Annotated in this window: 14 protein-coding genes and 1 pseudogene; 9 read left to right on the top strand and 6 right to left on the bottom strand. The window is 45.3% G+C overall.

Annotated features, from left to right (window positions below; translation table 11 throughout):
- The first annotated feature begins 48 nt into the window (after nt 1–48).
- A complete protein-coding gene (locus RIB93_RS31685; protein ID WP_446379152.1) occupies nt 49–2,736 on the top strand; it encodes an AAA-like domain-containing protein in 2,688 nt (895 codons plus the stop codon).
- 179 nt (nt 2,737–2,915) lie between these two features.
- The gene (locus RIB93_RS31680; RefSeq protein WP_446379150.1) at nt 2,916–3,323 is read left to right on the top strand and encodes an RloB family protein; all 408 of its coding nucleotides are present in this window, start codon (nt 2,916–2,918) and stop codon (nt 3,321–3,323) included.
- A 59-nt stretch (nt 3,324–3,382) separates the two neighbouring features.
- On the opposite strand, the gene RIB93_RS31675 is transcribed toward RIB93_RS31680, so the two are convergent.
- Both RIB93_RS31675 and RIB93_RS31670 read right to left on the bottom strand, forming a co-directional pair.
- Nucleotides 3,383–4,900, bottom strand: a complete 1,518-nt coding sequence (locus tag RIB93_RS31675; RefSeq protein ID WP_446379148.1) for a glycosyltransferase — start codon at nt 4,898–4,900, stop codon at nt 3,383–3,385.
- Between the two features lie 123 nt (nt 4,901–5,023).
- Entirely contained in the window at nt 5,024–5,248 is a 225-nt protein-coding gene (locus RIB93_RS31670; RefSeq protein WP_446379146.1) for a hypothetical protein, read from the bottom strand.
- A gap of 543 nt (nt 5,249–5,791) precedes the next feature.
- Between RIB93_RS31670 and RIB93_RS31665 the strand changes: the two genes are divergently transcribed.
- Entirely contained in the window at nt 5,792–7,672 is a 1,881-nt protein-coding gene (locus RIB93_RS31665) for a transketolase (RefSeq protein WP_446379144.1), read from the top strand.
- Nucleotides 7,673–7,942: 270 nt separating this feature from the next.
- Here RIB93_RS31665 and RIB93_RS31660 read toward each other — a convergent pair whose 3' ends face one another.
- The 4 genes from RIB93_RS31660 to RIB93_RS31645 all read right to left on the bottom strand — a co-directional run bounded on the left by RIB93_RS31660 (nt 7,943) and on the right by RIB93_RS31645 (nt 13,547).
- Nucleotides 7,943–8,458: a helix-turn-helix domain-containing protein gene (locus RIB93_RS31660; RefSeq protein WP_446379142.1), complete on the bottom strand. Its 516-nt coding sequence runs from the start codon at nt 8,456–8,458 to the stop codon at nt 7,943–7,945.
- On the bottom strand, nt 8,458–8,910 hold the full coding sequence (locus RIB93_RS31655) for a DUF6932 family protein (protein ID WP_446379160.1): 453 nt from the start codon (nt 8,908–8,910) through the stop codon (nt 8,458–8,460). Before RIB93_RS31655 ends, RIB93_RS31660 begins: the two co-directional genes overlap by 1 nt.
- A gap of 118 nt (nt 8,911–9,028) precedes the next feature.
- The gene (locus tag RIB93_RS31650; protein WP_446379140.1) at nt 9,029–11,764 is read right to left on the bottom strand and encodes a GAF domain-containing protein; all 2,736 of its coding nucleotides are present in this window, start codon (nt 11,762–11,764) and stop codon (nt 9,029–9,031) included.
- 910 nt (nt 11,765–12,674) lie between these two features.
- Nucleotides 12,675–13,547 (bottom strand): S-methyl-5'-thioadenosine phosphorylase, encoded by an 873-nt coding sequence (locus RIB93_RS31645; RefSeq protein ID WP_446379138.1) that lies wholly within the window; start codon nt 13,545–13,547, stop codon nt 12,675–12,677.
- A gap of 81 nt (nt 13,548–13,628) precedes the next feature.
- On the opposite strand from RIB93_RS31645, the gene RIB93_RS31640 reads away from it, so the two are divergent.
- The 6 genes and pseudogenes from RIB93_RS31640 (at nt 13,629) to leuS (ending at nt 23,483) form a co-directional block, all read left to right on the top strand.
- Nucleotides 13,629–15,125 (top strand): hypothetical protein, encoded by a 1,497-nt coding sequence (locus RIB93_RS31640; RefSeq protein WP_446379136.1) that lies wholly within the window; start codon nt 13,629–13,631, stop codon nt 15,123–15,125.
- 177 nt (nt 15,126–15,302) lie between these two features.
- On the top strand, nt 15,303–16,268 hold the full coding sequence (locus tag RIB93_RS31635; RefSeq protein WP_446379134.1) for an Rpn family recombination-promoting nuclease/putative transposase: 966 nt from the start codon (nt 15,303–15,305) through the stop codon (nt 16,266–16,268).
- A 141-nt stretch (nt 16,269–16,409) separates the two neighbouring features.
- Nucleotides 16,410–18,278: a protein kinase domain-containing protein gene (locus tag RIB93_RS31630; RefSeq protein ID WP_446379132.1), complete on the top strand. Its 1,869-nt coding sequence runs from the start codon at nt 16,410–16,412 to the stop codon at nt 18,276–18,278.
- An 86-nt stretch (nt 18,279–18,364) separates the two neighbouring features.
- Nucleotides 18,365–19,786: a WD40 domain-containing protein gene (locus tag RIB93_RS31625; RefSeq protein ID WP_446379130.1), complete on the top strand. Its 1,422-nt coding sequence runs from the start codon at nt 18,365–18,367 to the stop codon at nt 19,784–19,786.
- 86 nt (nt 19,787–19,872) lie between these two features.
- Nucleotides 19,873–20,520 (top strand): annotated as a pseudogene (locus tag RIB93_RS31620) (RNA-guided endonuclease IscB); the annotation flags it as partial.
- Between the two features lie 395 nt (nt 20,521–20,915).
- Nucleotides 20,916–23,483 (top strand): leucine--tRNA ligase, encoded by a 2,568-nt coding sequence (leuS, locus tag RIB93_RS31615; RefSeq protein ID WP_446379128.1) that lies wholly within the window; start codon nt 20,916–20,918, stop codon nt 23,481–23,483.
- The last annotated feature ends 355 nt before the right edge of the window (nt 23,484–23,838 follow it).

Genomic DNA, 23,838 nt, shown 5'->3' with positions numbered 1-23,838 from the left:
GAACTTAAATGTCTCGCCTTATCCCCATAGCCAAAAACCTAATAAATTATGAATGATTACCCCTATCAAATCGGTGGGAGTCTTCCCGAAGATGCCCCCACTTACATCATCCGACAAGCCGATACTGAACTCTATGAAGGACTAAAAGCGGGAGAATTTTGTTATGTCCTGAATTCTCGGCAAATGGGAAAATCCAGTTTATTAGTTCGCACGATGCAAAGGCTTTCTACAGAAGGATTTGCCTGTGCTGCAATTGATTTATCGGATATTGGGAGTCAATCGTTGGAACAGTGGTATGGTGGTGTATCCTATCAGTTATTGAATAGCTTTAATCTATTCAATCCCCTGGAATTTATGGACTGGTGGCAAGGGCGAGATTGGATGTCTCCGGTGCAGCGATTGAGTGAACTTGTTTCAACGGTACTGCTGAAAGAGTTATCTCAACCTATTGTTATTTTTATCGATGAAATCGATAGTATTCTCAGCTTGCAGGAAGCTGCCGATGACTTTTTTGCCTTGATTCGCGCCTGCTATAATAAACGCGCCCAAAATAGTGAATATAAGCGGCTTACGTTTGCCTTAGTCGGAGTCGCTACGCCATCAGATTTAATTAGTGACCCCACCCGCACCCCGTTTAATATTGGTCGGGCGATAGAATTGCAGGGGTTTCAATATCAAGATTGCCAACCGTTGCTTCAGGGATTAGCGGGAAATGTTAATTATTCTGAAACTGTCTTGCAAGAGATTTTAGACTGGACAAGTGGACAACCTTTCCTCACCCAAAAACTCTGTAAGGTAGTGGTGCAAGATTCAACATTAGTTGGGGTGCATCACTCGACTATTAATGATTCAAGCGACAATTTAAATTCACCCTTAATTGGGCAAATTGTCCAATCCCAACTCCTGGAAAACTGGGAATCTCAAGATGAACCTACCCATATCCGAACTATCCGCGATCGCATTCTCAAAAATGAGCAATTGGCGGGTCGATTATTGGGGCTTTATCAGCGGATTTTACACCAAGGAGAATTGATTGCTGATGATAGCCCGGAACAAGCTCAATTATGCCTGAGTGGATTAGTGGTTCGTCAAGGGGGAAAACTCCGAGTCAAAAATAAAATTTATCAGTCTATTTTTACCGCCAATTGGGTAGAAAACGCCCTGGCTGAATTACGCCCTTACAGTGAAGCCTTAACCGCTTGGTTTGACTCAGATTGTCAAGATGAGTCCCGATTATTGCGTGGACAGGCTTTACAAGATGCTCAAGATTGGGCGACAGGAAAAAGTTTAAGCGATCGCGATTATCATTTCCTCGCGGCGTCTCAAGAAGCAACCCTGGCACAATTACGGCAAATCGAAAGCCAAAATCAAGCGGAAATTAAACAACTGCGTCGCGAAAAAGAATTACTGGAAGAGTTAACAAAAGAACAACAGCAGCGAAAATTAATCCAAGCGAAATTAAATCGGGAACAGCAGTTGAGATTTCAATATGTCACTGGGGCGGCGGCGGTGATTATAACAGTATTAATAAGTGTCTTTTGGGTTAAACCCTCTATCGAAGAACGGAATATTAAAATCAATACCCTGAGTTTATTATCCGAATCCCTTTTAGCCACTAATAAACCGCGAGATGCACTCATCGAAAGTATTCGCGCCACCAAAGAACTAAAACAGTCTCTCGGCGTGACGGCGGATACCAAAATGCGAGTGATTATGGCATTTAATCAAGCGATTTCGAGTTTCAGTCAGCCGAATACTTTACCCGGACATTCTTCCCCAGTGACTCAGCTTCGATTTAGTCCGGATAGTCAGATGGTGGCTGTCGCTTATCAGGATGGTACAGTAAAGCTGTGGCATCATCGGAGTGATCCCGATAAATCTAACCGAGTTTATACCTTCCAAGAAACAGGCGATCGCATCCTTAATCTTAGCTTTAGTTCTGATAGCCAAACCCTCGCCAGTGCTAGCGCTGATGGTACGATTAAACTGTGGGATCAAAAGGGTCAACGACAGGGAACTGTAAACGTTGATGCTGATAAGATAACCAGTATCAGTTTTAATCCCAATCGCCAACAAATTGCCGTGAGTACCGATCAAAAGATTCAACTGTGGCAATATCTGGAGAATCAATTAGCGCAAACGTTAACTCGTCCCCATATTTCCCATGTCCGTTTTTCCGCCAACGGAGATAAACTAGCAACTGTAGATCACCAAGGCGCGATCGCACTGTGGCGGTGTCGGGATGGTCAATTACTCCACACCTTTGATACAAGCACTGATTCGATTATCGATATCCAATTTAGTCCCAATAGTCAACTCATTGCCTCTAGCAGTACAGAGGGTACAGTAAGACTCTGGCGTAAAAATGGCACATTGTTGAATATCTTACAACATACCAAACCAGTCACCAGCTTTAGCTTTAGTGCGGATAACCAAATGCTAGCCACGACAAGTACCGATAACCGCGTCAGACTCTGGCATCAAAATGGTACATTACTTAAAGCCTTACCGAGTCATAAAAATCCAGTCGCCAAGGTTAGCTTTTCCCCGGATGGTGAACAATTAGCATTAGCGAATCCGGATGGAACAGTTAGCTTGTGGAATTTGAATCTGAACCACCTGTTGCAGCAAGGATGCATTAGCTTAACCAGAAGAGACAATCGTGTTCACACCAAGACTGATTCTGATGCATTCCACCTTTGTCAAAAGTACACTCCTGTAAATATAGATAGATAAACCTTAATCTGTAGGGTGGGTTAGGCGGTGTTCAATTTAGAAAACAAATCATTTAATGATCACTCCGCCGTAACCCACCACCTTATCCTTTATTCAGGGTTAACAAAAGATGAGGGCGAGTCAACAAAATTAATGGATTTCTCCTTAACGATAATAAGGTTACTTAAACGGTCGTTTTGGTGCTATCCCTTTCTTTGGAGACCCACAACGTTTATGATATGCTTTGGCTGGTATTTGATGTAGATCGTTGGACGTCTCAAAATTTAAGCTCAGTTTGTCGTGAAGCTAAACAGAAAAATTATTATTTAGCTATCAGCAATCCCTGTTTTGAAGTTTGGTTGTGTCTACACTTTTCCGATTTAAATCCCCAGGATAAAAGTTGCCAGGATTTCAAGACAAGGCTAAAAGTCCTTTTAGGAAGTTACAATAGTAGTAAACTTGAGCTATCTTTATACGAACCCAAGATCGCAGATGCGGTAGCTCGTGCCAAGCAGCTACATCCAACAGCGACACAAAATTGGCCTCCTACACCAGGAACACACGTATATCGGCTCGTTGAAATTCTTCTACAAAGCTTGAATAAGTGATAGTCCTGATGACACCACATTGCCCTCTCCCTACCGCCAAACCTTACTAAATTAACCCCCTACGATGAAGACAATGACGATTGGAAATAGAGTTCCTTCAACTCGTCCAACGATACATCATTTTCAGGTCGCGGATCACGAAAATAGCGATGAATCGGCAACAATTCATCAGGACGACGGGCGTTAGGTGAAGCGAGAATCTCCTCAATTAACTTCAGATAATCTATCGCCGTTGTCCTCCAAGTGTAATGGTTCCATATATGCTCACGACAGGCGTTATGGAACCACTCCCACCGTTGAGAATCACTGAGAACATCTTCTAAACCTTGAGCAATTGCTGCTGGATTCTCTGGATCAATAAAAATACCATAAACCTCATCTCCCTCTCGTAAACTCTCCCTTAAACCACTATTTTTAGTCACGACTAAGGGTAATCCAGCTAACGCGGCTTCTATTGGACCCAATCCAAAAGGTTCATGGTGAGACGTGAGAGCAAATACAGAATGACGTTGAGCCAAAAATCGATACGCGGCGGCGAGGGCGGGTTGATCTGGGAGGCTAAAGGCACTAATTTTACCCCGTAAGTGATTATTGTTGACAACTTCGCGTAGGGGAATAAGCACCTCTTTTTCTGCTGTATGATTGCTCACTGGTTCCCGCAGTGGGTTGTCTTCTCCCTGAGTAAAAATAACCAGATTAGCTTTTTCTTGCAGCGTTTCACTCTCAGCAAAGGCTTGGACTAAACCCAGATGATTCTTTTTCGGTGCTAATCGACTGGCTGCAATAATCGCTGGCAAATCTCGTCGATCTTCTTTAATATCCCGCGCTAATCGTTCTTGAATTAATTGATAGGTTTCTTCCTCGTTTGGAGAACGGGATTCAAGATCGAACAATGAAGGGTCAACGCCGGGTGTAATTTCGGCAAAACGAGCATCATTGTTGACATTAACTGCCCCTCGATAGGCAGGATGAGCGTATTGTTTAAACCGTTCTTGATCTGTTGTACTGGTAATATTGACAGCCGAGCGATTCATACTCAACCGTTCAGCAACAATGCGGCGTCCGAAGTGATAATACTCATCCGTTTCGGGAATATTTTCGGGCGTGACTTCCAATTTATCCATCTTCAACGCCCCCAAAGAATGAGCGGTAAAGGTGAAGGGAATACCCACTTCAGCTTCAATTAAAACCCCCGATATACCACCATCAGCATAATGGCTGGTCATCACATCAGGGAAATTCCCTTCCTCTCGATAAAATTGGAGGATATTAGGTATCCAATCTTTCACCAGATGTGACCAGAGTAATTCTTTGCGGAGAAATTCTTTCGGTCCAGCCGGTAAGCGGATAATCCGAACATTGGGCGCATCGGGATAGTGATCAAATTTCTCGGAAAATTCAGACCATTCTGGGTCAATAATCTGGCGGGTGAGAATGTCTACGTTGTGACCATGCTTTGCCATCTCCACCGCCACATTTTTCACATAGATGAGCTGACCCCCGAAATCTGGATGTTCTGTCCAGTAACTATCATGGCGATCAAAGTTACCTTGTGGGTTAAGAAATCCAATATGCATAATAAAACTAACTCAAATTAAATTAAGTGTTGGAATAGAGCCAGGGCAATAGTTAGCCAAAAAGCCTCCTCTCATTCAGAAAAGAAGCTTAACCTAATTTATTAGGATAGCGCTGGTTGACGACTATTTAATTCGCTGCGCCAGTAACTCTTGGGCTTTATTAGCGCACTCGGCATTCTGCTTTTTAACATTTTGTAAAAACTGAGCCAGTTCCTGATCGCCAGATTGCTCGGCATCCTGGATATACTCATCGTAAGTAGCTGCACCATTGAGCATGTGATACAACACACTAACCAGGTTATAGTTTGTGTTCTGTACTCCGATAACTTGTTCGCTTTGAGTCGGCATTTTAATTCTCCTTATTTTTTTATCGTTCAATTTCTCTCTCTATCTCTAATTGAGGCTTTGGCTGATCAAGGCAAGGCATTTAACTTAACCCGAATGGCACTGAAATAAGCATTGTCAGCTCTCCAAAACCTTTGATATGCCGTAGGGTGGGCATTGCCCACCAGCCTTAAGTCAATGACATTGAACTTAACCCGACTGCACCACCGAAGCCTTCACTAGGGTAAAACTCCTCAGCGAGGATATTCGTCACTCCTAAGACAGATAAGATATCAAGGCTATTTTTATGTCATAAGGCAGACGTAAAGCAGGCTTCAAATTTATTAAAGTTATGGTTGCCCTAGTCAGGGATTGGATATTATAAGTTGGCTTAGTAGTAATTACTTATTTAGCTATCGATTGATGATATTTTCTCTAGATTTGGGCATGATTCTAATTTTTGCAATATCGCTAATCTAAGCCTTACTCCTCTAAGGCTTATATCCTGAATTTCAAGGGGTTAGAGAACTTTCCCCCTTTGGTTGACGTTCAATAAGAAGAATAATTATGACGACCCAGAATCAATGGCACGAACTCGCTCAACAACTGCGCGTGGATAGTATTCGCTCTACGACGGCGGCGGGTTCTGGTCATCCTACCTCCTCCATGTCGGCGGCGGATTTAATGGCTGTCTTCATGTCCAAGTATTTCCGCTATGACTTTGACCATCCCGATAACCCGAATAACGATCGCTTCATTCTCTCCAAAGGACATGCTTGTCCCTTACTCTATGCCATGCAGAAAGCGGCTGGGGTGATGTCAGACGAGGAGATGATGTCCCTGCGTCAGTTTGGCAGTCCGGTTCAGGGTCATCCAGTTCCCCTGATCCCTGGAATTGAGGTAGCAACGGGTTCTCTGGGACAAGGCTTATCCGTTGGTGTCGGAATGGCTTTAGCAGCTAAGTACCTGGATCAACTTCCCTATCGGGTTTGGGTACTTCAAGGCGATAGTGAAACCGCTGAAGGATCAGTTTGGGAAGCCTTTGATCACGCTTCCTACTATAATCTGGATAATCTGATTCTGACGATTGATGTGAATCGCTTGGGTCAACGGGGTCAAACTGAACTGGGCTGGAATACCCAAGCTTATGCAACCCGGGCGAGAGCGTTTGGTTGGCACGCGATTGAAATCGATGGTCATGATTTTAAGGAGATTGAGCAAGCCTACGGTGAAGCGCTGTCCATCCATAACCAACCTGTCGTCATTATTGCCCGCACCGTGAAAGGCAAGGGTGCCTCTGTGGTAGAAAATCAGAGTGGCTGGCATGGTAAGAATTTGGACGATGAGAAGGCAAAAGCGGCAATTGAGGAATTAGGCGGCGAGCGCAATATTCAGATTTCCGTCCAGAAACCGGAGGACGAGGGAGAACCCGCCACAATGGGCGAGACGCAACCCTTGGAACTTCCCACCTATGATGAAGGCGAGAACGTCGCCACCCGTACAGCCTACGGTAAGGCATTAGCCGCTATTGGCGCATCGCGATCCGATGTGGTTGCGCTTGACGGGGAAGTCAGCAATTCAACCCGCGCCAAATTCTTCGCCAAAACCCATAGCGATCGCTTTTTTGAAATGTTCATTGCTGAACAGCAGATGGTGGGAGCGGCGATGGGATTGCAAGCACGGCATTATAAACCGTTTGTCTCTAGCTTTGGTGCGTTCCTGAGTCGCGCTTATGACTTCGTGCGAATGGCAGCTATTTCTCGTGCCAATATCAAGTTATCGGGGTCTCACGCCGGAATTTCCATTGGTCAAGATGGACCCTCGCAAATGGCATTAGAAGACTTGGCATCCATGCGAGCCGTTTGGAGTAGTACGGTTCTGTATCCCTGTGATGGTAACCAAACCGCTAAACTGGCGGGTCAAATGGTTGACCGGGATGGGATCGTTTACCTGCGGACAACGCGGATGAAAACCCCCGTTATTTATGAAAAAGAGGAAGAATTTCCCATTGGTGGTAGCAAAGTCATTCGGGGTAGCGATCGCGACCAAGTGACGGTGATTGGTGCCGGGGTGACATTGCACGAAGCACTGAAGGCGTATGATCGGCTCAAACAAGAGGGTATCACCGCCCGGATTATTGATGCCTATTCGGTTAAACCCATTGATACAGAAACCCTGCATCAAGCCGCACAAGATACCGAAGGCAACTTGATTGTCGTCGAAGATCATTGGCTGGAAGGTGGCTTAGGTGCCGCCGTACAGGATGCCTTTGCTGGTGTTAATACTGCACCCACCTATCAAGGTTCTCAACTGCGATTAATTAAGTTAGCGGTACAAAATATGCCCGGTTCTGGCAAACCCCAAGAACTGATGCATGAGGCAAAAATTGACGCCGATGCCATCGTTGAAGCCGCGCGATCGCTCGTTAAGCAACCCGTTGGCGCATAACTCATATCTCGCATCATTCGCGTTAATCAGCCAGTGGTTTAAACCACTGGCTAAAAGCGAAAGTTGTCTAAAGACGACTGGATAATATAGCAATCGCCATAGCTCGATGTGTCTACTGCTATACTTTTAATCTGAAGTTCCCCCAGCCAAAAAATCGGAACTGCCTCATTGTGTGGCTTTCCGCTATTTTTTAGTAGCTGTTATGCTTATGTACAATCGTGCTCAACCTTGATGTAGCGTGGGTTTCCACAGTGACTCACCACCTAGTTTTTATGAGGTTTTAGTTGCCCTACTCATATTTTTATTTCGCCATTTTTCTACAGTTTGTTTAACGGCTTCTATTTCCTCAAAATCTACCCGAATCACAGCCGTCTCAAATTCCACACCCAACGCTGTACTAACTTCCAGGATTTCTACAAAACTGGCACATTGATAATCGGTGTCTTCATACTGCTTAACTCGTTGCTGATCAATTCCCAACAAATCAGCCAGTTCGTTTTGGCTGATTTGGGCAGCTATCCTGGCTTTGATTAAAGCATCGGGCAGCTTATTTAAATTCTCAACTTTAATTTTAATTGGCTGACCTTTATCACAATTAGTCAGTCTTTCATATTCAGCAATTTCTTCTTTTAACTCGTTAACTTGACTCTGATAGGAGTCTCTATGAAGCTGCCAGCGTACTGGTTCAGCTTTCAAGTTTTCATTACTATCCAATTCGGCGACAGACTGTTCAAATCGCCGCAACCAATCTAAGGAGTAGTGATATTGCTGCTCATTTTTTATCATTACGGTATCCACCTCTGTAAATCTATAGCTATAATCCCTTTGCGCGTATTCGTTCTGGTGTCAAATTGAAAAAAATCTAAATAGACTGTTCCAGCATCATTAGCTGGGTAATTAGCGGGAAATATTTCACCTTTATACTTACTTTTTTGTTCAGCACGTCGCAGGGCAGAGTTATATAAAGTAGGAGCAATGGATTTCAGGTAATCTATATCAACCCCATCATCGTCCCAACAGGCATCAAAATCACCAGGGTTGGGTTTACTGGTGACAAAACTACCATCAATATAAATAGTTCGACAACCTGCGGCTTTTAATTGGGTCATTGCCAGTTCCAGACCATCTATCATACGTTGTCTCCTCAACGTTGTACCAAATCTCTGCTGAAACTCTTCCCATTCGCCAAAATGAACTCCTGGTAGTAGATTGCCGTTTTCATCGAATTCTGGAATCACTTCCTCACATCCACGCCACAAATCGATTGTCTGGCTTTTAAGCGTACCACAATTATTCTTATACATTAGGAAAGAAAAATCTGTCCAGACTTAGTAGGCTAAGTCTGGAACATTAATCCTATGAGGTTATAACTTGCTGAATCGGAATCTCGATCCAAAATTCAGTCCCTTTCCCTGGAGTGGAGGTGCAATGAAGAACACCATGATGATGTTCGACCACAATTTGATAACAAATTGTCAATCCTAAACCAACCCCTTGTCCAACTGCTTTGGTGGAAAAGAACGGATCAAATAGCCGTGCTTTTACCTCATCTGTCATTCCTGGTCCATTATCGGCAATTTGAATCACAATTCGGGGACAATTCACTACAGATGGTTTCTTGTCCTCATTCTGAATATCTAGCTGCGAGTCTGGCTGATGTGAGGAATCTGGAGAGCCTTCTAATAACCCAGTGCGAATAGCAATGATTGGTGCAGGATAATCAGGATTATCTTTAAAAGACTGCTCCAAAACATCGATCGCGTTGTTGAGAATGTTCAGAAACACCTGGTTAAGTTGTCCAGGATAACAGTCTGCCTCTGGCAACTCACCATACTCCGTCAACACTTGAATCTCTGGCTGGTTCCCTTTGGGTTTGAGGCGATGTTGCAACATCAGTAAGGTACTCTCAATTCCCTGATTTAAGTCAGCCTGTTTCATCTCGGCTTCATCCAGGCGGGAGAAGTTGCGTAAGCTGAGGACAATAGAACTAATCCGATCGGTTCCCCGTTGCATAGAACGCAGCAGTTTGGGTAAGTCATCGGCGATAAAGTCAACATCAATGAGTTCCTCTTGCTCGGCAATAGCCGCCGCCGGATTGGGATAATGCTCTTGATAAAGGCGTACCAGATTCAAGAGGTCATAAAAATAGGCACTGGCGTAGGTCAAGTTATTGTGAATAAAATTAACTGGATTATTCAGTTCATGTGCCACACCTGCCACTAATTGTCCTAAACTGGACATTTTTTCACTCTGCACAAGTTTGGCTTGGGTGGCTTGAAGCTGATTTAGGGTTTGTTCAAGTTCTTGGGTTTGGGCTTGGGCAATCTCAGCGCTTTCACGGGCTTGGGTGTAGAGGGAGGCTTGATCGAGTGCGATCGTTAGTTGAGCGACAACCGCTTGTAACAGTTCCACCTCACTATTATCCCAGGGACGTTGTTCTGTCCCGTGAATACAACTAATCGCGCCAATGTCTCCCGCCCGGGTTTTAATCGGTAGGGACAAGATTGAGGTATATCCCTGTCGGGTTAAAAACTGTTTTAGGATCGGGTCATCACAAGTTTCCACATCATCAACCTGAACAATTTCTCGCTTGAGAATCCGCTGGGCAAGGGGGGCTATTTGCTCGGTTGAATGTTGACCGATAGAGCTGGATAAATCAGGTGTTCTGGCTTCTTTGACTACATCCCAATGGGGGGGTTGTGCTTTGAGTCGATACCAGAGAAATTGACAGCGATCGATTTTGAGTAGCGTGCGAATCGATTCTACTGCTGTTTCCAGGATAGTATGAAGTTCTAGGGAGTTGCGAATTTGATTGGCAAGTCCAAAAAGCAGAGATTCGCGACGGCTGAGTAGTTCTGAACGCGCCCAATATTGATCAATGGCAACGGCAATGGCATTGGCAACCCAGCTAAAGGTACGCCGAGATTCTGAGTTAAGGGATTGATTCCCCAATAACATCATGCCACTCATCAGCCGATCTTCCACCACCGCCGCCAGTGCGGAAATCCGGCTGTGGCTGGGTGGGGCGGGGGTTGTGGGCATCGCCGGGGGATGGGTTAATCGGGAAAGGCGAGATCCTAAGCCCAAGGGTTTAAATGGGTTTGCCTGTTTTGCCACAGCTAAGGGGTTCATCTTCAAGGGGTGAGGTGTGGCTTGGTGGCGTGATTCTGCGGCGGGCTGGGGTTGACTAATCTCCCGCGAGACAAGGACAAGTTCGGTTACTTGATTGGTTTGAGGATGGCAGATAGGATTGATCGTGCTTTCTAGCCATCGATAATCGCCGCTTTGATGACGGATGCGGTAGCGAATCGGTTGCTGGTGTTGGCAATCCGTTGGGTTGGAGTAGATCTGTTTAATCGCGGTGACATCTTCAGGATGCACCAACTCGTAAATGGAATGTCCCACCAACTGATCAGATTCGTATCCTAAGAGGGTACGACAAGCGGGTGAAGCATATAAATAGACCCCATCTGTCCGATGTTGAGAAATCAGATCGGGAGACTTCTCAACCAGTAATCGGTAACGGCTTTCTCCCTGATTCAACTCCTGCATTGCCTGTTGGTGATGCCATTGTTCCAGTCGCAGGGCAATTAAATTCGCGATCGCGCTGGCAAAGGTTTTGTCTTGAGGCGTCCACTCCCTCGGACTGGATACGCTTTGTTCGTAGCTAATCATACCGATCATCTGTTCGTTTTGCCAGATCGGTACATCCAATCGCCCCAGCAAGAGGGGATTGGTAAGACAACAACACGTCTTCGGCAATACAGGTGGACTGATATCTTTTCCCTGGCTTTGTCCTGGGGTTTTGTCCCAGCCATGATAGTGTTTACCGTCCTCATACCGTTCCACACAATTAAGCTGGGAAGCTGCATCGTTGTACAACCATACGCTGACTCGCTCAACGTCTAATGCATTGGCGGCGGCTTTTGTCAAGTCACAAATTACGGTGGTCAAATCTTCGGCGTTGAGTCTCTGAGATTGAGTCAACTCGAATAACACCATCGTTTGGTTTTGCCAACGTTTGGTGTTGTTAATTTGAGCATCGTTTGCCAATTCCTTTGAACCCCTACTCTGCTTTCTAGTTGCAATCACTTAATCTATTTGTTTTAGCAGCAGCATCCTGAGTAATAATTTGGTTGATCGGGGCGTTGAGTTCGGTGAGATAGCAACGTTCCCTCAAAAAATTACCCACATATCGCATAGATGTTCTCTCTCTCCTTCTGCGTGGAAGCGGCGACTTTCGAGCGTTAGTCCTCAGCCGCTATTCCCTACACCCTGTCTTTGGTTTCTTCCCACTAATCTGTTGACATTACAGATGAGATTACAGAAATTTACGACTCTCTTAGTAAATAACCCTAACCTAAAACGCTAGCAATGTCAGCTTTTGCGTAAGTAACTTTTTTATACCTGTCCTATAAATTAATTTAATTAATTAATTAATTAATTAAATCTCCCAGCATCGTGAGTGATTTACTCAGACTCTCCTCTGGGAGATTGCTCTCACTACAGCCAACGTATTACGAAAATTTTATTTTGTATTACAAATAGTGTTGTATGAGATAGTTGAATGAGAGAGTCTAGGGACACATAAGCGTCTGAGTTATGAATAGTAGATGCACCCTGTTTACCCAACCTCTGTTAACCATCTCTCAACCAGGGTCGGAACCTGTAGCTAACAGAGGCTTTCTGTAACAACGGCGATTTAAGAAAATCTTTTGGTGCCGCTGTAATACAGTTGGGTCATACAAACCATCATACACAGTTGGAAACGTAAATATGGGTATAAGTTTACGTTTGTTAATATTACGTTGTATTACGCAAGCTTTTTCAGTCTGGCAGAAGGGGGGATGGGGTGAGGGGGAGATGGGGGAGCTGGGGGATTAGGGGGAGCTGGGGGAGCTGGGGGAGCTGGGGAAGGGGATTACCAATGAACCATTAACCATGAACAATCAACAAAGAGCGTAGCTTGCTTCTTTTCGGGAAGCGAGTATGACGAATGACATCAAACGTATTTTTGCAAGAAGAGGCTTAACTTCTGCTTCGTCGCCTCTGGCGCTTTGTCGAGTGGGGTCAAAATCGCGTACTTTAACGCTGAGTGTGCCTCGGATGGGGGTGGATTTTGGGCAAGACGCCGCACGGTTTGTTGAATCACCTGTTGAGCATTCGTCGCATTGCGCCGTAAATTGCCAATCACCATTTCTACGGTTACGCTGTCATGATCGGGATGCCAGCAATCATAATCGGTGACTAGGGCTAAGGTGGCGTAGGCGATTTCTGCTTCTCGCGCTAGTTTTGCCTCCGGTAAATTCGTCATCCCAACCACCGTTGCGCCCCAACTACGATAGAGATGGGATTCAGCTTGAGTGGAAAAGGCGGGTCCTTCCATACAGATGTATGTGCCACCGCGATGCAGGGTGACATCAGTTAACTGTAAGCTAGCCACCGCATCAGCTAAAACCTCGGCGAGTTGATGACATACGGGTTCAGCAAAGCCAATATGTGCCACAATCCCCTCACCGAAAAAGGTAGATACACGATTTTTGGTGCGGTCAATAAATTGATTGGGTATGACCATATCTAAAGGTTTGGCTGCTTCCTGGAGGGAACCCACGGCTGAGGCGGAAATCAGATACTTAACGCCCAACTGTTTCATCGCGTGGATATTGGCGCGAAAGGGTAATTCAGTGGGCATGAGATGATGGTTACGACCATGACGAGCGAGAAAGGCGACGGGGGTTCCTTCTAGAGTCCCGACAATTAAAGCATCAGACGGCTTGCCAAAGGGGGTATCGAGTTGCACCTCTTGCACATCTTTGAGGGCATCCATTTGGTAAAGTCCGCTACCGCCAATAATACCAATCGTTGCCTGTACCATTCTGCCTACCTTTTGCTGCTACAATGCCCAGATATTGTATCGGGAAATGGGTCGCGATCGCTCAATTTGAGTTATTCCCTTATGAGTAACCGCCACTGGCTAAAGATTACCGAATACCTTTTCCTCGCTGCTTCAGGATTGGGAACGGTTATCGCCGCCGCCACTCAGCAGGCGGTTTACGCCGCCGCACCGATTACGATTACTCTGGGATTGAATCTAGCTAATCGAGGGCGATTCTATCAGAAGACTCATCAACAGACAGAAACCGCGATCGCACAACTCCAGCAACGAGTTACTAACTTAGAATCTCTCCCATCCCAGATTACGGAGTTACAGAGTGCGATCGCACAACTTCAGGATACTGTGGATCAATTAACTAGGGAAAAGACCCCTCTCCAAACCCCTCCCCGCGTCGGGGAGGGGCTTTCATACTCCCCCTTCCGTGCCACAAAAGCGAAGCATCCTCTCTCCTCCCCCGTGCAAAAACAGCGAAGCAACATCTGGTCTCCCCCTTTTGAAGGGGGACGGAAGGGGGATCTAAAAGGGGGGAACGCGGGGGGTTTGGAAGGGGGCTGGGGGGTTAGGTTTTCCCAATTCCCAACCCCAGAACCGATTAACCCCAATTCTCCCACGATAGAAGTTCAACCGCTTTTACCAAACACCATTCCCCGATGGCAATGTGTCAACACCCTCACCGGAAATTTAGCGCCAATTACCACGCTTACACTTCATCCAGACGGGCAAATTATCGCCACTAACACGATTAACAATACAATCCAATTGTGGGATATTGAAACTAAACAAAAACACCTCATCCTTAAAGGACATTACCACCCAGTTTTATCCATTTCCTTTAATCCTCACGCACAAACCTTAGCCAGTGGAAGCGCGGATCATACGATTAAGCTGTGGGATACTCGTACTGGACAGCAGAAACGTAGTCTAAAGGGCTATTTTTACTATTTTCTCGCCGTCGCCTTTAGTCCCGATGGTTTAACCTTGGCAAGTGGGAGTGCTGACTGTACTGTTAAACTTTGGGATGCTAATACGTTAGCCCAAAAACGCATTTTTAAAGGACATGGGGACAAAGTTCATACCGTAGCCTTTAGTCCCAATGGACAAATCCTGGCGAGTGGGAGTCGGGATGGCATGATTAAACTCTGGGATGTGCGTTCCTCTGTTCGCAACGATACGATCACACTTAACGGACATCAAAGGGGAATTTATGCGGTCATATTTAGCCCCGATGGACAATGGCTGGCGAGTGGAAGTGCAGACTGTACAATTAAAGTATGGGACATGAGAACTGGACAAGAAAGGTATACATTAAAGGGACATACTGATCAGGTGCGCTGTCTTACCTTCAGTCTGGATAGTAAAATCTTAGTCAGTGGAAGTTGTGACCAAACCCTGAAACTCTGGAATCTGGAGGATGGGGAGTTAATTGACACCTTATCTGACCATGCAGGGGCGGTGACATCCGTGGTTTTCAGTCCTGATGGACAGCGATTGATTAGTGGGAGTAGCGACAAAACCATTAAGATATGGCGTAGGCTTGAAGAGTGCGATCGCGCCTGAACTCCAGTCCAGTCAACCTTGCGCTGCGATCGCGATTCTATCTGTCAATAACTTGATCACATAATACAATGTTTTATAGTCCCCTCTTCTCTATAGCTAACCTCAAGAATTGTAAACTCTTTTCTTTGATATTACCCCTATTACTCTGTAATTCCATAAATAAAGTAGGTGCTATATATGACTTTTATCAACCCCAAAACAGACTTTGCTTTCAAAAAAATATTCGGCTCTACCGATAGTAAAGACATCCTGATTAGCTTTTTAAATGCGCTTCTATACGAAGGTAATCCAACCATCGAAGACTTAGAGATTATCGATCCGTATTTGCCGCCGAGTATTCCTGGTCTAAAAGACACATTTTTGGACGTTAAGGCGAAAATTACTGGAAACAAAATCGTTATCATTGAAATGCAAGTCTTAAATGTCGTTGCTTTTGATAAACGAGTTGTCTTCAATGCTACTAAAACCTTTGCGACTCAACTCAAATCTGGGGAAGGATACTCTAAGCTGAATTCTGTCATTGCTTTAACAATTACAGACTTTCAGATGTTTCCCCATCGAAATAAAGTCATTTCCCGATTTACTTTTACCGATATGGAGGATTTATTCATATATCCGGAACATCCTTTAGAATTGATTTTTGTAGAGTTGACGAATTTTCAGAAAGATTCAAATGAATTAGAAACATTAACCGATAAATGGATTTATTTCATGAAACAAACGAGCAACTTAGACAGTGTACCGGAAACAATGGATGAAGTTGCTGCTATTCAGAAAGCGTTTAGAATTGCTAATCAAGCGAACTTAAGTCTGGAAGAGTTGGAAACGCTAGAAAAGCAGCAGATGTTTCTAGAAGACCAACGTGGCGCTATTTTGAAAGGCATTGAACAAGGTTTAGAACAAGGTTTAGAGCAAGGTTTAGAACAAGGTTTAGAACAAGGTTTAGAGCAAGGTAAACAAGAAGGGGAAATTGGATTAATCTTGCGTTTATTAGAACGTCGTATCGGAGCGATCGCGCCGGAACTGCAAACCCGCCTGCGTCAATTATCCTCTGGGCAATTAGAAGTATTAGCCGATGCTGTCCTAAGCTTCACTGATGTTACCGATTTAACCAGTTGGTTGCAAGATAATACCCAGAGTTAAACTGAGAGTAATAAGGGACGCGATCGCTGTCTCTGTCGGCAGTGGGCGGAAGGTTTACTATAGATACATACAGTACACTCGTGCATTCCTACGGCTTGGATTCAAATGACACATGACATAAACAAATGACATAAACAAATTATGAGCTACTGTCTCAACCCTAAATGCCTACAGCCTCAGAACCACGAGGGTAATCGATTTTGCCAAAGTTGTGGGTCAAATTTGCTATTGAGAGAGCGTTATCGGGGGCTGCGATTAATTGGACAGGGGGGATTTGGTAGAACGTTTTTAGCGGTGGATGAGGATAAACCGTCTAAGCCGCATTGTGTGATCAAACAATTTTATCCTCAAGCTCAAGGAACCGATACTGTCCAGAAAGCGGCGGAACTTTTTGAGCAAGAAGCGGTGCGTCTTGATGATTTGGGCTACCATCCCCAAATTCCAGAACTGTTTGCCCATTTTAATCGGGATAATCGCCAGTATTTGGTACAAGAATATATTCCTGGGTACGATTTAGCTCAAATGTTAATCGCTCAAGGTGCTTTTACTGAACAGCAAATTCGAGACTTACTCAATAGTTTGCTGCCATTGCTAGATTTTATTCACAATCATAATGTTATTCATCGGGATATTAAGCCAGCCAATGTGATTTGTCGTTCTTGCTCCAATTTCCAGGGAGCCAGGAAAGGACAACTGGTACTTGTGGATTTTGGTGCGGCTAAATTTGCCACGATTACTGCTCTCACTCGCAAAGGAACAATTATTGGTTCGGCTGGCTATGCGGCACCGGAACAGGCATTAGGTCAAGCGTTTTTTGCGAGTGATTTGTATAGCCTGGGTGTAATTTGTATTCATTTGTTGACTCGACGCCATCCCTTAGAACTTTATTGTGTGAATGAGGGAGATTGGGTGTGGCGAGATTATTTAACTACGTCCCTGAGTCCTGAATTAGAGCAAGTTCTCGATAAATTGTTGCAACGTCCCGTCCGGCGGCGCTATCAAAAAGCGCGAGATGTTTTACAGGACTTGAATCCTGATTCACTGACGACACGTCACCGCTATTTTGCCCAAGTTCAAACGTTAACTATACCGACAATTTATCAACTTATTACTCAGAAAAAAACGTGGAAATGCATTCATACGCTCATCGGTCATTCAAGTTCGGTTTGTTCAGTGGCAATTAGTCCGGATGAACAATGTCTGGCGAGTGGAAGTTTTGATAAAACGGTTAAATTGTGGAATCTTCAGACAGGGGAACTGTTGCATACGTTGATCAAACATATAAAACCTGTGTTGTCGGTGGCGTTTAGTCCTGACGGTCAAATTCTTGCCAGTGGTAGTGTTGATGACACAATCGAATTATGGCAGTGGCAATCCGGTTTTGTAAGCTGTACGATCGCGGATTATTTCGATGCGAGAGTGTCGATTTGTTTGGCAATAAGTCCTGATGGGCAATTAATAGCAAGTGGTAGCGATCGCCAAATCATTAAAGTTTGGCAAATTGAGACTGGCACTTTACTCTATACATTCCGCCATTTACGCGGAATTAATTCAGTTATTTTTAGCCCTGATGGGCAATTACTGGCGAGTGGAAGTAGTGATAATACGGTGAAGTTATGGTGTCTGGATAATGGTGAATTAGTAAATACTTTTACAGGTCATGAACGGGATGTCAATTCTGTGGCGATTGACCCCCAGGGGAAAATACTTGCCAGTGGTAGTAGCGATACGACGATTAAATTATGGCATTTAGGCAATGGTAAACTCTTGGCTACTCTCAGAGGACATGCGGATTGGGTGCGAACTGTAAAATTTAGTCATAATGGACGAATGTTGGTTAGTGGTAGCGCTGATACCACAATTAAGGTGTGGGATTTGCATGGTGGTAAAGTGGCGGCGACGTTAGCGGGACATACCAGTGATGTGAATTCGATTGCATTGAGTCAAGATGGAGAGATGATTATTAGTGGGAGTGGCGATGGCACAATTAAGATTTGGCGATATCAATAAGGTTGTCATTTGTCATTCGTCATTTGTCATGGGTTAAGAAACGGGAAAAATAGAATTTATTATAATTCAGATAATTCGTAATTTTCATGGATCAGTTTAATCAGTATTATGTAATTTTGGGACTGCAACCGGGTGCGTCTTTAGAGGAAATTAAACAAGCCTATCGGGAATTAGCTAGACGTTGGCATCCGGATCGTTTTCCTGATGATCCGCAACGACAAGCTAAAGGACAAGAGAAACTTAAAAAAATAAATGAGGCTTACCAAAATCTGAAGTCATACACTCCGGTGTTACCTCAGCCAGAGGTTGACCAGGATGTGGATGCGACAACCTATTACCAGTGGGGAATGGAACTGGCAAAGGATTGTCAATATCAGCAAGCAATCGACTATTTTAGTAAAGCGATTTGGCTGGATATTGACTTGGTTAAAGCCTATAAATATCGCGGACTGGCGTATTCTCAACTGGGCGAACACCGACAGGCGATCGCGGATTTTAATCAAGCGGCTAGTCTGTATTGGCAACAACAAGATTTGCGAGAGTATCAAGATGTACTTTTCTGCATTAGTAAGCTACAAAATGTAGTCTTGCAGCCACTCCAGCAGAACTGGCGCTGTGTTCATACGCTGAAAGGTCATACCTACTTTGTCTACGCCGTTGCGATTAGTCCAGATCGAGAAACAGTGGTTAGTGGTAGTACAGATGGAAAAATTAAATTATGGGATGTGCAAACGGGAAAGGAACAGCAAACTCTCAAAGGGCATGCCGGTAGGTTTGGCTATGTTCAATCCATTGCGATTAGTCCCGATGGGCAAATTTTGGTGAGTGGGGGGAATGATAAAATGATTAAACTTTGGCAACTTAGTACCGGGAAGGAACGGCGAACCTTAACCGGACATTCAGGCTTATTTGCTGGGGTTAAGTCGGTAAAAATTAGTCCCGATGGTAAGTTAATTGCCAGTGGTAGCGATGATAAAACGATTAAACTTTGGTCTCTGGCTAAGGGGCGAGAACTACGCACCTTTAAGGGTCATACTGCTGGAGTCAATGGGGTGGCGATTAGTCCAGATGGCAAGATTCTTGCCAGTGGGAGTAGCGATAAAACAATTAAATTATGGCAGGTAGGAAAGGCGCGGGAATTGCATACACTTACAGGTCATCATGATACTGTAAATGCAGTATCATTTAGTTCCGATGGGCAGATTCTTGCCAGTGGAAGTGCCGATGGAACGATTAAACTCTGGCAACTCAGTAGTGGACGAATACTGCGAACGTTAAAAGGGCATCATGATCGGGTTAATGCGGTAGCATTTAGTCCCGATGGGCAGATTCTTGCTAGTGGTAGCGCTGATAAAACGATTAAATTGTGGCAGATTAGAAAAGGGCGGAAACTTCGCACCCTCAAAGGTCATACGGCTGCTGTACATGCCCTGGCGATTAGTTTAGATGGGCAAATTCTTGTCAGCGGAAGTGCGGATAAAACGATTAAGATTTGGCGATGCGATTGAATTATGAATTTGAATTCCCTCCCCTTTCCATTGCAGCCGCAGGTACAGTCGATCAGGATCAGGTGAGAGTCTTGCAATCTATAACTCTCCTTGCCAAAAGCAAGGGTGGCTCAAATCGAGTTAGCAACCTTTGCCTTAGTTGCCATTCTTGCAATCAAGCCAAAGGAAATAAATCTGTTGAGGAATTCCTCAAGAAAAAACCAGAAATCCTCAAGCGAGTATTGGCTCAAGCTAAAGCACCACTTAAGGATGCTGCCGCTGTCAATGCTACCCGATGGGAACTATACAGAAGACTTCAATCAACTGGCTTACCTGTAGAAGTTGGCTCGGGTGGGCGAACCAAGTTCAACCGACAAACCAGAGGGATTGAAAAGCACCATTGGACAGATGCTGCCTGTGTAGGGGCATCTACGCCAGAAAAACTTTTGCTAAACGGAGTAAAACCTTTAGTTATTAAAGCTAAAGGGCATGGTAGGAGGCAGCGCTGCGGCACTAACCGTTACGGATTTCCTGTTCGTCATGCTCCTTCTCGAAAGTTTTTCTTATGTTTCCAAACAGGTGATTTGGTCAAAGCTAATGTCCTGAATGGAAAGTATGCGGGAACCTATACGGGTCGAATTGCTATTCGATTTAAGCCAAGTTTCAAATTAACTACAGGAGGTAAAAGTTTTGATGTGCATCCTAAATATTTGAAAACAATTCATCAGGCTGACGGTTATGAATATACATCTTGAAAACTTCGTAAGGGTTTGAGGCTTGTTTACAAAACTTAGTACAGTGCCGTTTTCTTTTGTCCGACTACTTAGAGACGTTCCCTGAGAATGTCTCTACAACGTTTTGGGCAGGGGGCAGAAGGTTTATTACGGATGCGTGATGGTTTAGGCAGTTATACCAAATCCGGGTTAGCTACCCCTGTTATAACCCAGTCCGCGCAGGCGGACTTTGTTTGTGTAGCAGCGATTTCAATCGCCTCTTCTTGCTATCGCTGTCACTGTCACGCTGTCACGCTAGTAGTCAACCCAAGATTGTAAGGGGCTAAAGCCCTTACTACATACAAACTCCTCATCTCCCCTGATGATGTGCCAAAATTGTTAAAACGGATGAGTTCAACCCTGTAGGAGATTCTTTTGTGGAGTCGCGTTATAACCCCGTCGAGATAGAGGAAAAGTGGCAAACCCATTGGTCACACCAAAACCTAGACCAAACCCAGGACAAGGCAGATAAGCCCAAATTCTATGCCCTGTCCATGTTCCCCTATCCATCGGGCAACCTGCACATGGGTCACGTCCGTAACTATACAATTACCGATGTCATTGCCCGCAAAAGCCGGATGCAGGGCTATCGAGTCCTGCATCCGATGGGGTGGGATGCCTTTGGACTACCTGCGGAAAATGCGGCGATTCAGCGCGGCGTTCATCCCGCCAAGTGGACTTATGAAAATATTACTCAGATGCAGTCTGAGTTAAAGCGTCTAGGATTGTCCTACGACTGGAACCGGGAACTGGCAACCTGTGCGCCCGACTATTACCAGTGGACGCAGTGGATTTTCTTGCAGTTTCTCCACGCCGGATTAGCCTATCAGAAAGAAGCCGCTGTCAACTGGGACCCGATTGACCAAACCGTACTCGCCAATGAACAGGTGGATAGTGAGGGGCGTTCCTGGCGTTCTGGTGCGAAAGTGGAACGGAAACTCTTACGCCAGTGGTTCCTGAAAATTACCGATTATGCCGAACAATTACTCAACGACTTAGATAAGTTGGAGGGATGGCCCGAACGGGTGAAGTTGATGCAAGCCAACTGGATTGGCAAATCCATCGGCGCTTATTTAGAGTTTCCCATTATCAACTTCGATGAAAAAATCGGTGTCTTTACCACTCGCCCCGATACCGTTTATGGCGTTACCTATGTGGTGTTAGCCCCGGAACATCCCTTAACTCCAAAGGTTACGACTCCTGACCGCAAAGCTGAGGTTGACGCCTTTATTAACGAGGTGACTCAGGAAAGCGAACTGGAACGCACGGCTGAGGATAAGCCGAAACGCGGTATTCCCACTGGGGGTAAGGCGATTAATCCGTTTACGGGGGAAGAAATCCCGATTTGGATTGCCGATTACGTCCTCTATGAATATGGCACAGGGGCGGTGATGGGAGTTCCCGCCCATGATGCGCGAGATTTCCAATTTGCCACGGAACAGAAGTTACCCATCAAGACGGTGATTGTCCCCGCAGATGCGGCTGACCCGAAAGCTGAACCGAAACAGGCGTATACTGAACCCGGTGTGGTGGTGAATTCTGACTTGTTTAATGGGATGGAATCTATTTCCGCCAAAGAAGAGATTGTCAAATACGCCGAACGTAAAGGATGGGGGAAAGCCCGGATACAGTACCGCCTGCGGGATTGGTTAATTTCGCGCCAACGCTATTGGGGCGCACCGATTCCGGTAATTTACTGTCCTGATTGTGGCATTGTCCCGGTTCCGGAGCAAGAGTTGCCTGTAGAATTACCGGAGAATGTAGCCATGAGTGGTGGGCGAGTCGCCTCCTTATCCCAGGTGCAGGGATGGGCGGATGTGCCTTGTCCCACCTGTGGTACAGCGGCGAAACGGGAAACGGATACGATGGATACGTTTATTGATTCGTCGTGGTATTTCCTGCGTTATCCTGATGCGAATAATCACCAGCAGGTGTTTGACTCGAGTAAAACGAATGACTGGATGCCCGTAGACCAGTACGTGGGTGGCATCGAACATGCGATTTTGCACCTATTGTACTCCCGTTTCTTCACTAAAGTTTTGCGCGATCGCGGCTTACTCAATTTTGATGAACCGTTCCAACGTCTGTTAACTCAGGGGATGGTGCAGGGGTTAACCTATATGAATCCCAGAACTGGGAAATGGATTCCCTCGGTAGAAGTCAACCCCAGTGACCCCAAAGACCCAGAAACGGGGGAAAAGCTGGAGGTGTCCTACAAAACCATGTCCAAATCTAAATATAACGGTGTTGCACCCGAAGAGGTAATTAACAAATATGGTGCTGATACCGCCCGCATGTTTATCCTGTTTAAAGCCCCTCCAGAAAAAGACTTGGAATGGGATGATGCGGATGTGGAGGGACAATTCCGTTTCCTGAATCGGGTTTGGCGGTTGGTGGAGGAGTTTACGACAAAAGGAACCAACCGTTCAACTACCACTCCCTCTGAGTTAAGTAAACCGGAAAAAGACCTGCGGCGGGCAGTTCACACGGCGATTAAGGAAGTCACTGAAGATTTAGATGGGGAGTATCAATTTAATACGGCGGTTTCCGAGTTAATGAAACTCAGCAACGCCCTCGGTGATGCTAAGTGCAAAGACTCCCCGGTTTACGCCGAAGGAATCGAGACTCTGATTCTATTATTAGCCCCCTTTGCCCCCCATATTGCGGAAGAGTTATGGCATGGAATTGGTCACACGGACTCGGTTCACTTACAACCCTGGTGTACTTTTGAACCAGAAGCATTAGTCGCCGATGAGATTACCCTGGTAATTCAAATTATGGGTAAAACCCGTGGCACAATTCAGGTTCCTGCTGATTCCGATAAATCAGCGTTGGAACAGTATGCCAGGGAGTCAGAGGTTGCCCAGCGTTATATCACAGGTAAGACGGTGAAAAAGGTGATTGTTGTACCGGGAAAGCTGGTCAATTTTGTGGTGACGGGTTGATATCAAGGTAGGAAGATGGGGAAGATGAGGAAATCATGTAGAGACGTGCCATGGCGCGTCTATGTGTAGGGGCGGGTTTTACCATTAACGTTTAGTTTTCACCCTGATATCCCTAAACCCGCCCCGACCAAATGTTCGGTATGTAGGGGCGGGTTTCACTACTATCTTATCCTTTGCACCCATAAGTAGGGCTTGCTGCACAAAGCCGGAACCCTTAGCTATCAATGCTTTGAGCCATATTTACAGTGGATAAAGTGCAAGGAAATGGGGTAGCATCCTTCATAAGTATGGCATCACCTTGCTCAGGTAAAATGTACCCTTGCTCCCCCAGCTCCCCCAGCTTCCCCAGCTTCCC

Source organism: Coleofasciculus sp. D1-CHI-01, assembly GCF_040218875.1.
Lineage (GTDB): Bacteria > Cyanobacteriota > Cyanobacteriia > Cyanobacteriales > Coleofasciculaceae > Coleofasciculus.
This window is presented reverse-complemented; position numbering and strand designations above follow the sequence as displayed.